Raw genomic sequence first — 13,773 nt, forward strand, 5'->3', positions numbered from 1 at the left:
TCAGCCGTAGACCATGCGGCGCAGCTGCCTGAGCGTCAGCTCCGGCGGCGCCACCGCCCGGTATTTCAGGTCCGCCTCGATCCGTTCGAAGATCTCCGCGTTCATCAGGCCCTGGGCCTGCAGCTCGCGGTGGCGGCGACGGACGAAGTCCCGTGTCGTCTCGTCGAAGTAGGCGAGCACGTCCTGGATCACCCGCAGCGCCTCGCCCCGGCTCAGGGCCGTGGACCGCGTCAGATGATCAACAAGTTCGTCGTGCACCCGGTAGATCCTGGGGTACCGGCGCTCTTTTCGCAAGAATCGTGCCCGATTTCGGGCAGAGGGCTGTTGAAACTCTTATGGCGCTCTGTTCGCGATCTGTCCATCCTGCGTCTTGCGTCGCGTTGCCCGAACGCACGAGTTTCAGACGCCATGGACATACCTCGTATGGGAGTACCCGAGAAGCTGGCCGAGCGCATGAGCATGGCCGAGCAGCATGAGTACCTGCGCGCCAGGTTCTCGCGGCGCACCATGATCAGGGGCGGTGCCGTCACGCTGGGCGCCGTCACGGGCGGCGCCTTCGTGCCCGGCGCCACCGCCCGGGCCGCCGTGCCGACCCAGCGGACCGCCTCCGCCGCCGAGTCGGTCGACGGCGCCCTCGTCGCCCCGTTCGGCCGCCACCTGGCCTGGGGCAACGACCCGCGCACCGAGGTCACCGTCTCCTGGCAGGTCCCGGTCGCGGTGAAGAAGCCGTTCATCCGCATCGGCGCCCACCCCTGGGACCTCTCGCGGAAGATCGAGGCCGAGGTCCGCACCCTCTACACCCCGGCCGGTGTCGGCGCGAGCGGCGACCACACCCAGTACTACCTGCATGCCGAGCTGACCCACCTGCGCCCCGGCAGGACCTACTACTACGGCGTCGGCCACCAGGGCTTCGACCCCGCCGAGCCGCACCTGCTGGGCACCGTGGGCACCTTCACCACCGCCCCGGCCCACAAGGCGCCGTTCACCTTCACCGCCTTCGGCGACGAGGGCGTCGGCTACCACGGCCTGGCCAACAACGCCCTGATCCTGGGCCAGAACCCGGCCTTCCACCTGCACGCCGGTGACATCGCCTACGGCGACCCGTCCGGCGCGGGCAAGACCACGGACACCGGCTTCGACTCGCGCACCTGGGACCAGTTCCTGTACCAGACCGAGTCGGTCGCCAAGCAGGTCCCGTGGATGCCGGCCTACGGCAACCACGACATGGAGGCCTGGTACGCGCCCAACGGCTACGGCGGCGAGGAAGCCCGCTGGAACCTCCCGGACAACGGCCCCGACAAGAAGAACCTGCCGGGCGTCTACTCCTTCGTCTACGGCAACACGGCGGTCATCTCGCTCGACGCCAACGACGTCTCCTTCGAGATTCCGGCGAACCTGGGCATATCCGGCGGAACTCAGACGAAATGGCTGGAAGGCCAGCTGAAGAGGTACCGGGCGTCGAAGGACGTCGACTTCATCGTGGTCTTCTTCCATCACTGCGCCTACTGCACCTCCACCGCGCACGCCTCGGAAGGGGGCGTGCGCCAGGAGTGGGTGCCGCTGTTCGAGAAGTACACGGTGGACCTGGTCATCAACGGCCACAACCACCAGTACGAGCGCACCGACGTCATCAAGGGCGACAAGGTCACCAAGAAGCTGCCGATCGGCGGCACGGCCTACCCCGAGACCGAGGGTGTGGTCTACGTCACCGCGGGCGCGGCGGGCCGCAGCCTGTACGCCTTCTCCGCCCCGGACTCCTACGAGGGGCACGAGCACGAGACCGACTCCGTGGCCTCGTTCATCAACACCAAGGACGGCAAGGTCAACGAGACCGTCGCCTGGTCCCGGGTCCGCTACCTCAACTACTCCTTCCTGCGCGTGGACGTCACGCCCGCCTCGAAGGGCCGCCAGGCCACGCTGAAGGTGTCGGGCATCGCCGAGACCGGCGACCGCATCGACCACTTCACGGTGTCCCGCACGGCCAAGTAGCAGCGGCGCCTCCGGGTCGGGAGCGGGCGGTCCTCACAGCCGTTTGAGGACCGCCTGCTTGGCCAGGACGAACTCCTCGTCCGTCAGCACCCCGTCGCGGTGCAGCCCGCCCAGCTCGCGCAGCCGGCGCAGCAGTACGTCATGGTCGTCCCCGGCCGGCTCCTCGCTCGGCCGGGGCACGTCCTTCCGTGCCTCCGGCTCCGTCGCCGAGGGGTGCGGCAGGCGCGCCTGGACCGCCGCCGCGACCAGCGCCATCAGCGGGTCCTTCTTGAAGCCCCACAGCTCGACGGCGTTCGGGTCGTACTTCGGGCGTGCGGCGGCCGGGGCGCCGCGCACGAGGAACCGCAGATGCCCGTTCTCCAGGCCGGCCGCCGGCTGCCACTCCACGCCGGTCACATCCGCCAGGGGGATCGTGCGGGGCCCGGCGGAGGCCTTGGCCTCCTCCGTCTTCCAGTTCCACTCCAGCCGCACCCGCTCCCCGTCGAAGCTCGCCGTGCCGTCCCCGGCCGAGGCGGACACCGGCAGCGACGGGCCCGGCAGCAGGTACCCGTCGACCGGGTCCGGTGAGACGCCGTCCAGCAGCAGGGCGTTGCGCAGCTCGTCCGCGACGTACTCGGCGACGCCGTACCGGTCGGACTCCACGGCCAGCTGGTACGGGTCCTGCGCCTCGGCGAGCCGGCCGCCCGTGGCCTGCAGCAGCGGGTCGGCGCCGTCGCGCAGCCGCAGCCTGAGCCGCCCCGACTTCCGGCCCTGCTCGAAGGAGACACCCGCCAACGCGCCCAGCGGTACGACGAGTTCGCCCAGCTCGCGGCGGAGCAGACCCACGTTCTTGTCCCGGCTCGGGGTGATGCGCACGGCGTCGCCGTCGAAGGCCCAGGTGCCGTCCTTCTGGATGATTTCCGCCATGCGGGGATTGTTCCACCCGATCTGCGGGACAGTGGTCCCGACCAGATCTGACGGTCGATCACATCCGAAGGGAGCGCTCGTGAGACGGAACCACAGCACCACTCCCCGAACACCCCGCGTCCTCGGTTCGCTGCTGCTGCTCGCGGCGGCCGGTGTCTCCGCCCTCGGCGCGGCCCCCGAGGCGCGCGCCGCCGCCCCGGCCCCGCTGAGCCGCGTGATCCCGGCACCCGCCTCGGTCTCGCCGGGCGGGACGCCCTACCGCATCACCCGCACGACCGCCGTCCGCGTCGACGGCTCCGCCGAGGTCCGCGACATCGGCACCTACCTCGCCGGCCTGCTGCGCCCCGCCACCGGCTACCCGCTGCCGGTCACCGACCACGGCACCGGCGGCATCCGGCTCACCCTGGCCGACGGTGACTTCGGCGCCGAGGGCTACCGGCTGCGCAGCACCGCCGCCGGCGTGACCCTCACCGCGCGCACGCCCGCCGGGCTCTTCCACGGTGTGCAGACGCTGCGCCAGCTGCTCCCGGCGGCCGTCGAGAAGAAGACCGTCCAGCGCGGCCCCTGGCAGATCGCCGGCGGCACCGTGCAGGACCGCCCCCGATACGCCTACCGGGGCGCCATGCTGGACGTGTCCCGGCACTACTTCACCGTCGCCCAGGTCAAGCGCTACATCGACCAGCTGGCCCTCTACAAGATCAATGAGCTGCATCTGCACCTCAGCGACGACCAGGGCTGGCGCATCGCGATCGACTCCTGGCCGCGGCTCGCCTCCTACGGCGGCTCCACCCAGGTCGGCGGCGGCCGGGGCGGCCACTACACCCAGGCCGACTACCGGGAGATCGTCCGGTACGCCGCCTCCCGCTACCTGGAGGTCGTGCCCGAGATCGACATGCCGGGCCACACCAACGCCGCCCTCGCCTCCTACGCGCAGCTCAACTGCGACGGCGTGGCGCCCCCGCTGTACACCGGCACCCAGGTGGGCTTCAGCTCGCTGTGCGTGCCCAAGGAGGTCACCTACGACTTCGTGGACGACGTCGTGCGGGAGCTGGCCGCCCTCACCCCGGGCCGCTATCTGCACATCGGCGGCGACGAGGCGCACTCCACCAGCCACGCCGACTACGTGACGTTCATGGACCGCGTGCAGCCGGTCGTCGCCCGGTACGGCAAGACGGTCATCGGCTGGCACCAGCTCACCGGCGCCCACCCGGCCCAGGGCGCCCTCGCCCAGTACTGGGGCCTGGACGGCACCAGCGCGGCGGAGAAGGCCCAGGTGGCCGAGGCGGCGCGCAGCGGCACCGAGCTGATCCTGTCCCCGGCCGACCGGGTCTACCTGGACATGAAGTACACGAACGACACCAGACTCGGCACCAAGTGGGCCGGCCTGGTGGAGGTGAAACGGTCCTACGACTGGAATCCGGGCGCCTACCTCGCCGGGGTTCCGGCCTCGGCGGTCCGGGGCGTCGAGGCGCCCCTGTGGTCGGAGACCGTGAAGAAGTCCGCCGACATCGAGTACATGGCGTTCCCGCGGCTCGCCGGCGCGGCCGAGCTGGGCTGGTCCCCGGCGGCCACGCACAGCTGGAACGCCTACAAGGTGCGGCTGGCCGCGCAGGGCCCGCGCTGGGACGCCCTCGGCATCCACTACTACCGGTCGCCGCAGGTGCCCTGGCCGGCACGCTGACCGCGGGACGGCGGGCACCCCGAAGGACCGTACTCCGGGGTGCCCGCCCGTCCGTGCCGCCGTCAGAACCCGGCGATCGGGTTCCTCAGGGTGCCGACCAGCTGGAGTGCGCCGGACGGATCGGCGAGGTCCACCATCTGCCTGTTGTCACGCAGCTGGAGCCGGTTGAGGCAGGACAGCGCGAACTCGGGGGCGAACATGTCGTACTGGCGGAACCTGTCGGCCAGTTCGGGGTTCGCCTCCTGGTACTCGCGGGTGATCTCCGCGACCGTGCGCCAGAAGTCGTCCTCCGTCAGGACGCCCTCGGCGGCGAGGTGGGCGGCGAGGAAGCGGAAGAAGCAGTCGAAGACGTCCGTGAAGACGGACAGCAGCTTCGTGTCCTCGGGCACCTCGACGCGGATCCGCCGGACCTCGGGCGGCAGGGCCGCGTCCGGGTCCATGACGGCGATCTCCTCGGCGATGTCCTTGTAGACCGCCCGCCGCACCACGCCGTCCTCCAGCACCAGGATGACGTTCTCGCCGTGCGGCATGAACACCAGGTCGTAGGCGTAGAAGCTGTGCAGCAGCGGGGTGTAGTAGGCCCGCAGGTACCGCCGCAGCCACTCCGTCGGGGTCAGGCCCGACCGCTCGATCAGCGCGCCGGCGAAGGAGGCGCCCCGGTGGTCCACGTGCAGCAGGGAGGCCATGGTCGCGAGGGACTCGCCGTCGCCCAGCGAGGGCACCGGGCTCTCCCGCCACAGCGCGGCCAGCATCTTGCGGTACGGCGAGTACCGGTCGGTGGCCTGCTCGTACTCCAGGTGCCGGTAGCCGACGGCGGCCCGTTCCCGGATGATCGTGAGGCCGGTCGACTTCAGCACCGGGTCGCTCTCGATCAGCTGGGCCAGCCAGTCGTTGATGGCCGGGGTCGCCTCCATGTAGGCGGCCGACAGACCGCGCATGAAGCCCATGTTGAGGACGGACAGGGCCGTCTTCACATAGTGCTTGTGCGGGTTGCTGGTGTTGAAGAAGGTCCGGATCGACTGCTGGGCCAGGTACTCGTCGTCGCCCTCGCCGAGGCAGACGAGGTGACCCCGGGCCACCTCGGCGGCGAACGTGACGCTGAGCTTGTTCCACCACTGCCAGGGGTGGACCGGGATGAACAGATAGTCGGCGGGGTCCAGGCCCTGCTCGGTGAGGGCGGCACGGAACCGCTCGACCGTCCTCTCGCCCAGCTCGTCCCGCAGGAAGGACTCGTACTCGATCCCCACGCCCGCCGTGAACGCGGCCCGGGAGCGGTGCGCGGCCAGCCACACCAGCCGGACCGGGCTCGCCGTCTCGGGCGCGTACGACAGGTACTCGTGGACGCCGAACCCGAGCCGCCCGTTGTTCGCGACGAAGCACGGGTGCCCCTCGGTCATCCCGGTCTCGATCGCCTGGAAGCCGCTCGCGGCCAGCTCGGCCGAGGTGATCAGGGGCTTGGTGAGCTTGTAGCAGGTGCCCGAGAGGGTGGAGGAGATCTCCTCCAGGTAGACCGGCAGGATCTCGTCGCTCAGTCCCAGGGACTCCTTCAGCTCGATGAAGAAGTCCAGCGCGGCCAGCGGGAGTTCGCGGCCGTCGCGGTGCCGGGCGATCGAGTCGGGGTCGATCTGCCAGTGGTCCAGGGCCCGGCGTACGGCGCTGAACCGGTAGGAGGTGAGCCCGTCGTCGCTGCGGACGACGTACTGTCCGCCGTCCTCCTCGGGCGTGATCAGGCGCTCGTGGGCGAACTCGGCCAGCGCCTTGCGCAGCAGCTGCCGGTTGGCGGCCGCCCAGCGCTCGGGGGACAGATGGGCCACGGCGTCGGCGAGGGTCATGCGGTCACCGCCTTCTCGAACTGCTCGCGGGTGCAGAAACTCAGCAGGGCCCGCTTCTCCGGCTTGTCGATCTCCCCTTCGGCCACGAAGCCGACGGCCTCGTTCAGGGCGTGCACGGCCTTGTTGCTCACGTCCGGCTCGACGACGACGCGTGCCACGGCCGGATCCTCGAAGAGACGGGCCATCACGGCGGTGATGACGGCCCTGGTGAACCCGTGCTCGGGAGTGTCGGTGGCCGGGGTCAGGAAGTGCATGCCGATGTCCCCGGGCCGCGGCTCGTACAGCCCGACCAGCTCCCGGTGGGCGGGGTCGTAGTGCTCCATGAGGAAGGCGGGGCGTCCGTCGCGCAGGCCGAGCAGCGCGTGGTGGTGCTCGTCCGCCGCGATCTCCATGTAGGCGCGCTCGACGTCCTCCGGTTTCGCGTCCTGCATCATCCAGAAGGCCGCCTTCGGATGGGTGACCCAGGAGTGGAGCAGCTCGGCGTCCTTCAGCGGGTCGAGGGGACGGAAGGTGAAGGTCATACGGCGAACTCCTGGAACGCGATGGTCTTCTCGACCGGGTAGTACTCGGTGCCGAGCAGCTCTCGGATGATGCAGCTGTTGCGGTACGCGCCCATGCCCAGGTCGGGGCTGGTGATGCTGTGGGTATGCACCCCGGCGTTCTGGAGGAAGACGCCTCGGCCGGTGGTGTCGATGGAGTAGTTGCGGGCGACGTCGAAATTGCCGTGCGAGTCGTAGCGCAGGCGGTCCTTGACGGGGCTCAGGAACTCCGGCTCGGCGTACCGGTAGCCGGTCGCCAGGACCAGGCCCTGCGACTCGATCTCGAAGTCCTTCTCCTGCTCCTCCTGGCGGAAGGAGAGGGTGTACGTGCCGTTCTCGTGCCGGGCGCCGGTGAGCGAGGAGTTGGTGAGCAGCCGGGTCGGGACCGGGCCGCCGAGGTTCTTCTGGTAGAGCAGGTCGAAGATCTCGTTGATCAGGTCGCCGTCGATCCCCTTGAACAGGCCCTTCTGCTCGGCCGTGAGGCGGTAGCGGGTGGCCTCGGGAAGCTCGCGGTAGTAGTCGATGTACTCCGGGGAGGTCATCTCCAGCGTGAGCTTGGTGTATTCGAGGGGGAAGAAGCGCGGGGAGCGGGTCACCCAGTTCAGCCGGTAGCCGTGGACGTCGATCTCGCTGAGGAGGTCGTAGTAGATCTCGGCGGCGGACTGTCCGGAGCCGACGAGGGTGATCGACTCCTTCTTCACCAACTCGCTTCTGTGCTGCACGTAGCGGGAGTTGTGGAGGAAGTCGCCGCCCAGACCCCGGCAGGCCTCGGGGATGTGCGGCGGGGTGCCGGTGCCCAGCACCAGGTGCCGGGCGCGGTACACGTCACCGGCGTCGGTGTGCACGAGGTAGTGCTCGTCCTCGTACGTCACCTCGGTCACCGTCGTACGGAAGCGGACGCTGCTCAGCTGGTTCGCGGCCCAGCGGCAGTAGTCGTCGTACTCGACGCGCAGCGGGTAGAAGTTCTCGCGGATGTAGAACGAGTACAGCCTGCCCTTCTCCTTCAGGTAGTTCAGGAAGGAGTACGGCGAGGTCGGGTCGGCGAGGGTGACCAGGTCCGACAGGAACGGGGTCTGGAGGTGGGCGCCGTCCAGGAACATGCCGGCGTGCCACTCGAAGTCGGGCTTGGACTCCAGGAAGACACCGTCCAGCCCGGCGATCGGCTCGGTGAGGCAGGCGAGGCCGAGGTTGAAGGGGCCGAGCCCGATCCCCACGAAGTCGTAGGTCGTGCTGTGGGCTTCAGGACGCGCGGTCAAGGGACTCTCCCAGGTACTGCTCGGCGTGGCCGGCGATCAGATCGAGGACGGCGGCGATGTCGGCCGCCCGGGTCTCGGGGTTGAGCAGGGTGAACTTCAGGTAGTGGCGGCCGGCCACCTTCGTGCCCGCGACCACGGCGTCGCCGGAGGCGAACAGGGCCTTGCGGGCGTAGAGGTTGGCCCGGTCGATCTCGGCGGGGTCGGTGACGGCCGCCGGGATGTAGCGGAAGACGAGGGTGGACAGGGTGGGCCGGACGACGACGTCGTAGCGGGGATCGGCGGCGAGCAGCTCCCACCCCTCCTGCGCGAGGTCGCAGACCTCGTCGAAGAGCTGCCCGATGCCGTCGGCGCCCATCGTGCGCAGGGTCATCCACAGCTTGAGGGCGTCGAAGCGGCGGGTGGTCTGGAGGGACTTGTCCACCTGATTGGGGATACGTTCCTGCACCATGCGGCGCGGGTTGAGGTACTCCGCGTGGTAGGTGGCGTGCCGCAGGGTGGACGCGTCCCGGACCAGCACGGCGGAGGAACTGACCGGCTGGAAGAAGGACTTGTGGTAGTCGACGGTGACGGAGTCGGCGCGCTCGATGCCGTCGATGCGGTCCCGGTACTTCAGGGAGGCGAGCAGCCCGCAGCCGTAGGCCGCGTCGACGTGCATCCAGACGCCGTACTGGGCGCACAGCCCGGCGATCTCCGGCAGCGGATCGATGGAGCCGAAGTCGGTGGTGCCGGCGGTGGCGACGACGGCCATCGGGACCAGGCCGTCCTTGGCGCAGCGCTCCAGCTCGTGGGCGAGGGCGACGGTCTGCATGCGCTTGTCGTGGCCGACGGGCACCGCGATCACGGCGTCCTGCCCGAGGCCCAGCAGTTTCGCGGACTTCTTGACGCTGAAGTGGCTCACCTCGGAGGCGAGGATGCGCAGTTTCGCGAGGTCGTCGCTCTTGGCCTCCTCCCTCGCCAGCAGCAGCGCCTGGAGGTTGGACTGCGTGCCGCCCGAGGTGAAGACACCGTCGGCGTTCTCGCCGAGGCCGATGCGCGCGGCCGTCCAGTCGATGAGCTTGCGCTCGATGAGGGTGCCGCCGGCCGACTGGTCCCAGGTGTCCAGCGAGGAGTTGACCGCGGAGAGCACGGCCTCGCCGAGCACCGCCGGGATGACGACCGGGCAGTTGAGGTGGGCGAGGTAGCGGGGGTGGTGGAAGTAGACCGCGTCCCGCAGGTAGACGTCCTCCAGTTCGTCCAGGACGGCGCCGGTGTCGCCCAGCGGACGGTCGAGGTCGATCGCGTCGATGACGGGGGCGAGGGCGTCCACGGTGACGCCGGTGAACGGACGGTCGGTGGTGGCGAGTTTGGCCGCCACCCGCTCGACTCCTTCGGTCACGGAGCGGCGGTAGTGCTCCGCGGTGAGGCCATTGAGCAGGTGCGAGCGCATGTGGGGGTCCTCCGAGGGGACGGTCCGTGCGGGGTTTAACTTAGGTTAGCCTAACCTAAGTTACACAAGGTCAGGGAGCACCTCTCCGGTGACCGGCGTCACTCCGGGAGGCCCGCTACTCCGCGGCCCGGAGCTGCTCCTCCGTCATCCCCCGCCGCCAGTAGCCGACAAAGGTCACGCGCCGCCGGTCCACCCCGCGCTCACTCACGAAGTGCCGCCGCAGCGCCTTGACCTGACCGGACTCGCCCGCGATCCACACGTACGCCCGCTCGGTGCCGGGCAGGTGGGCGGCCCGTACGGCGTCGACAGCCATGGGGGAGCTGTCGTGCCGTACGAGCCACGTGATCTCCGCGTCCGCCTCCGTGCGCACGTCCTGGATGTCACCGGCGTGCGGCACCTCCAGCCAGGCGCGGACGCGGGTGCCGGCGGGGAGGGATTCGAGGATCGCGGTCGCGGCGGGTACGGCCGTCTCGTCGCCGCACAGCACGACGAGACCGGTGTCCTCGGGCGGGCGGAAGCGGATCGCCCGGTTGTCGGCGATGGCCGGCCCGAGCAGCAGCACCCGGTCGCCGGCGGCGCAACGCGCGGCCCAGCGGGAGGCGGGCCCGGCGGGAGTGGCCGCACCGGGTTCGACGCCGTGCAGGGCGAAGTCGATGTCGATCTCGTCGGGGTCGCGGCGCAGGGACCGGAGCGTGTACGACCGCATCACGGCCCGTACGTCGTCCGGGAGTTCCCGCCAGGCCTGCCACCATCCGTCGCCCAGATCCAGCGGGACGACGGGCTCGCTCTGCCCCGGGTGCGGCAGGAACAGCGACAGGGACTGGTCCCGTCCGTGGGAGTGGAAGGCGTGCAGATCGGGGCCGGTGAAGGTGACCCGGACCAGAGACGGGCCGAGCCGCCTCGTCCGTACGACCTGAAGAGAGAAGAAACGGAACGGGGCGGCTACGGCCGTCGTCATGTGTGGCTCCTGAGAGTGGGGTTCAGGGCTTTGTTCGGAGGGCGCTTGTCGGGGAACTCGGTCAGCTGACCTTCTTGGCCTTCTCCAGGGCCTCGGCCAGGGTCGTCAGCAGCGGCACGCACTTGTCGTAGGACAGGATCGGCTCGGGGGAGCGGGCGATGACCTGGCCGGCCTTGACCGCGGGGAGCTTCTTCCAGGTGGCCTTGGTGATGTCGGCCGGCTGGATCGCCGAGGAGCGGTCGTCCAGCATGATGATGTCGGCCTTGTACTTGTCGACGTTCTCCCAGCTGAGCGACTCGTACCAGCCGCCGCCCTGCTTCTTCGCGCTCTCCGGCGGCTCCACGAAGTTCACGCCGAGGGCCTTGAAGTACTCCAGGTCGACGGAGAGGTTGGTGCCGGAGACGTAGAACAGCTGGTCGCTCGCGGAACCGGCCATCACCTTGATGTCGGGCTTCGCCTTGGCGGCGGCGCGCAGCCGGGCGGCGGCGTCCTCGAACCGCTTCTTGGCGTCGGTGACCTTGGCCGCCGTCATGTCCGCGCCGAGCGACTCGGCGAGGTCCCACATGCGCTGCAGCGGCTGGGTGAGCTGGCGGTCGTAGACGGAGATGCCGACGCTGGGGGCGAGCTGGGCGATCTTCTTCTTCGACTCGTCCGGGACGTACCAGAGGGTGCCCGCGTCGTCGAACAGCGTCGAGATGAGCACGTCCGGCGCGAGGGACGCGTACTTCTCGATGCTGAACTGGCCCCAGGCGTTGCCGAGGATCGTCACCTTGCTGATGTCCATGTCGCCGGCCTGCACGTCGGCCTTGCCGGCGGTGGTCTTCGTCGGGCCGAAGACGCCCTTGACCTGGATGCCGTAGTCGTACAGCGCGGCACCGACACCGGTGAACGCGACGATGTTCGCGGGGACCTTGTCCAGCTTCACCGCCGTGCCGCGGTCGTCCTTGAAGGACCAGGGGCCGGACTTGCCGTTCTTGGCCGCCTTGCCGGAGTCCGTGTCCTTCCCCTTGTCGTCCCCGCAGGCGGCGAGCGCGGCGCCGAGTGCGAGAGCACCACCGGCGGCGAGCAGGCCACGGCGGGAAGGCGAGGGAATCGGGCGGGCGTTGGGCATGGCTCGGCTGCTTTCGGAACAGGGCGGGGCGACCCACCGGACTGATGCGGAAGTCAGGTTAGCCTAACCTCAGTGCATGTCCAGAGGGTGTTGCCCTTCCGAGCGCCTCAGTTGCGCCAGGCGCCCCGTCCGGTGTCCGTGAACACACAGGTGACCCCGACGCCCCAGTCGTCGTCCTCGTGCCAGACGCCGGGGTCGGCCAGGGTGTTCACGAGTTCGCCGGCGGGGACGACCGTGTAGTCCCCCTCCGTACCGGGGAAGTACTGCACCTCGATCCAGCCCTTCTCGACGTAGGGGAGCAGCGGTGCGATCTGCGGCTCGACCCAGGCGACGCGTTCGGCGTGGGACCACTCCGCCTCCGGGCCCGCCAGGATGCCGTACGAGCCGGTCAGCCAGCCGCTCGCCTCGAACGTGCAGAGGAGCAGCTCCTCCTCGGCCGGGGTCCGCTCCTCCGGGCGCGGGAACCCGCCCGACTCCGGGGCCGGGTAGGCGGCGGCCTGCCAGCGTGCGCGGACCGCTTCGGGTGCCGACAGCCAGAACGTGCGCCCGGAACCGCCCGACCCGGCCCAGTGGACCGGGTCGGTCAGCACCCGCCGCAGCTCCGGACCGCTCAGCACCGGATCGGCGGGCTGCGGGTACCACGCGCTCTCGGTGCTGCGTACCTCGATGAGCCCTCGCCCGGCCAGCTCCAGGGCCACCTCGGCCAGCCGCGGGACCAGTGCCCGCTCCTCGTCCGCGGTGTAGCTGCGCGATGGCGGGGCCTCGGCGTCCCCGGCCCAGCGCAGCGCGGCGCCGTAGTACTGGACCATCCCGGCCAGGAAGTGCCCGGACATGGCCCGGCGCAGCAGTGCCCGCTCGGCCATGGTCATCGCGTTCCAGCTGCTCATGGCCGAAATGGTCCCATGCGGGTCTCAGCCCGCCAGGCCCAGCTCCCGGGCGATCAGCATCCGCTGGACCTCGCTCGTGCCCTCGCCGATCTCCAGGATCTTGGAGTCGCGCCACATGCGGGCCACCGGGTACTCGTTCATGAAGCCGTAGCCGCCGTGGATCTGGGTGGCGTCGCGGGCGTTGTCCACGGCGACCGTGGAGGAGTACAGCTTGGCCACGGCCGCCTCCTTCTTGAAGGGTTCCCCGGAGACCAGGCGGCTGGCGGCGTCGCGCCAGGCCAGGCGGGCCGTGTGCGCCTTCATCTCCATGTCGGCGATCTTGAACTGGATGGCCTGGTTGGCGCCGATGGGCCTGCCGAAGGCGTGACGTTCCTTCGCGTACGTGACGGACTCGTCGACACAGCCCTGCGCCAGGCCCGTCGCGAGCGCCGCGATGGCGATACGGCCCTCGTCCAGGATGCGCAGGAACTGGGCGTAGCCACGGCCCTGTTCGCCCAGGAGGTTGGCGGCGGGCACCCGGACGTCCTGGAAGGACAGCTCGCGGGTGTCGGAGGCGTTCCAGCCGACCTTCGAGTAGGGCGCCGCCACCGTGAAGCCCGGCGTGCCGGACGGGACGATGATCGCCGAGATCTCCGGCCTGCCGTCCGGCTTGCGGCCGGTGACCGCGGTGACCGTCACCAGACCCGTGATGTCCGTGCCCGAGTTGGTGATGAAGCACTTCGTGCCGTTGATCACCCACTCGTCCGTGTCCGGGTCCAGGCGGGCCGTGGTGCGGGTGGCCCCGGCATCCGAGCCGCCGTCCGGCTCGGTCAGGCCGAACGCGCCCAGCATCTCGCCCGCACACAGGCGCGGAAGCCACTCGCGCTTCTGCTCCTCGGTGCCGAAGAGGTGCAGGGGCATGGCGCCCAGCGAGACACCGGCCTCCAGGGTGATGGCGACCGACGAGTCGACGCGGGCCAGTTCCTCCAGGGCGATGCCGAGGGCCAGGTAGTCGCCGCCCATGCCGCCGTACTCCTCGGGGAACGGCAGCCCGAACAGGCCCATGCGGCCCATCTCGCGGACGATCTCGTACGGGAACTCGTGCCGCTCGTAGAAGTCGCCGATCTTCGGCGCCACGACGTCGTGCGCGAACTCCTCCACCGTACGGCGGAGTTCCTCCAGCTCGGGGGAGAGACGGTGGTCCATCGT

At 70.1% G+C, this 13,773-nt stretch carries 12 protein-coding genes; 2 read left to right on the forward strand and 10 right to left on the reverse strand.

All coding sequences use genetic code 11. The annotated features are described in order from the left end of the window. Complete coding sequence (locus ABZ937_RS10155) at window positions 1-258, reverse strand: hypothetical protein (protein WP_361688408.1); 258 nt, start codon at window positions 256-258, stop codon at window positions 1-3. A 165-nt stretch (window positions 259-423) separates the two neighbouring features. Between ABZ937_RS10155 and ABZ937_RS10160 the strand changes: the two genes are divergently transcribed. Continuing rightward, window positions 424-1,989, forward strand: coding sequence for a metallophosphoesterase family protein (locus ABZ937_RS10160; protein ID WP_361688411.1), 1,566 nt, complete (start codon window positions 424-426; stop codon window positions 1,987-1,989). A 33-nt stretch (window positions 1,990-2,022) separates the two neighbouring features. Here ABZ937_RS10160 and ABZ937_RS10165 read toward each other — a convergent pair whose 3' ends face one another. Beyond that, window positions 2,023-2,895: a DUF4429 domain-containing protein gene (locus ABZ937_RS10165; protein ID WP_361688414.1), complete on the reverse strand. Its 873-nt coding sequence runs from the start codon at window positions 2,893-2,895 to the stop codon at window positions 2,023-2,025. A gap of 79 nt (window positions 2,896-2,974) precedes the next feature. Between ABZ937_RS10165 and ABZ937_RS10170 the strand changes: the two genes are divergently transcribed. After that, window positions 2,975-4,576 (forward strand): beta-N-acetylhexosaminidase, encoded by a 1,602-nt coding sequence (locus ABZ937_RS10170; protein ID WP_361688416.1) that lies wholly within the window; start codon window positions 2,975-2,977, stop codon window positions 4,574-4,576. A gap of 62 nt (window positions 4,577-4,638) precedes the next feature. Here ABZ937_RS10170 and ABZ937_RS10175 read toward each other — a convergent pair whose 3' ends face one another. From ABZ937_RS10175 to ABZ937_RS10210, 8 genes are all read right to left on the reverse strand, one after another. After that, window positions 4,639-6,408, reverse strand: a complete 1,770-nt coding sequence (locus ABZ937_RS10175; protein WP_361688419.1) for an IucA/IucC family siderophore biosynthesis protein — start codon at window positions 6,406-6,408, stop codon at window positions 4,639-4,641. After that, window positions 6,405-6,929 (reverse strand): GNAT family N-acetyltransferase, encoded by a 525-nt coding sequence (locus tag ABZ937_RS10180; protein WP_361688422.1) that lies wholly within the window; start codon window positions 6,927-6,929, stop codon window positions 6,405-6,407. The genes ABZ937_RS10175 and ABZ937_RS10180 overlap by 4 nt, the downstream gene beginning before the upstream one ends. Beyond that, window positions 6,926-8,203 (reverse strand): SidA/IucD/PvdA family monooxygenase, encoded by a 1,278-nt coding sequence (locus ABZ937_RS10185; RefSeq protein WP_361688425.1) that lies wholly within the window; start codon window positions 8,201-8,203, stop codon window positions 6,926-6,928. The genes ABZ937_RS10180 and ABZ937_RS10185 overlap by 4 nt, the downstream gene beginning before the upstream one ends. Then, the gene (desA, locus tag ABZ937_RS10190) at window positions 8,187-9,629 is read right to left on the reverse strand and encodes a lysine decarboxylase DesA (protein ID WP_361688428.1); all 1,443 of its coding nucleotides are present in this window, start codon (window positions 9,627-9,629) and stop codon (window positions 8,187-8,189) included. Before desA ends, ABZ937_RS10185 begins: the two co-directional genes overlap by 17 nt. 115 nt (window positions 9,630-9,744) lie before the next feature. Further along, window positions 9,745-10,587, reverse strand: a complete 843-nt coding sequence (locus tag ABZ937_RS10195) for a siderophore-interacting protein (protein ID WP_361688431.1) — start codon at window positions 10,585-10,587, stop codon at window positions 9,745-9,747. A 61-nt stretch (window positions 10,588-10,648) separates the two neighbouring features. Then, on the reverse strand, window positions 10,649-11,698 hold the full coding sequence (locus ABZ937_RS10200; RefSeq protein ID WP_361688433.1) for an ABC transporter substrate-binding protein: 1,050 nt from the start codon (window positions 11,696-11,698) through the stop codon (window positions 10,649-10,651). A 107-nt stretch (window positions 11,699-11,805) separates the two neighbouring features. Then, window positions 11,806-12,585, reverse strand: coding sequence for a hypothetical protein (locus ABZ937_RS10205; protein WP_361688436.1), 780 nt, complete (start codon window positions 12,583-12,585; stop codon window positions 11,806-11,808). 24 nt (window positions 12,586-12,609) lie between these two features. Then, a complete protein-coding gene (locus ABZ937_RS10210; RefSeq protein ID WP_361688439.1) occupies window positions 12,610-13,770 on the reverse strand; it encodes an acyl-CoA dehydrogenase family protein in 1,161 nt (386 codons plus the stop codon). Window positions 13,771-13,773 lie beyond the last annotated feature (3 nt).

Origin of the sequence: Streptomyces sp. NPDC046727, assembly GCF_040645635.1 — a bacterium.
In the GTDB taxonomy this organism is placed as follows: Bacteria; Actinomycetota; Actinomycetes; order Streptomycetales; family Streptomycetaceae; genus Streptomyces.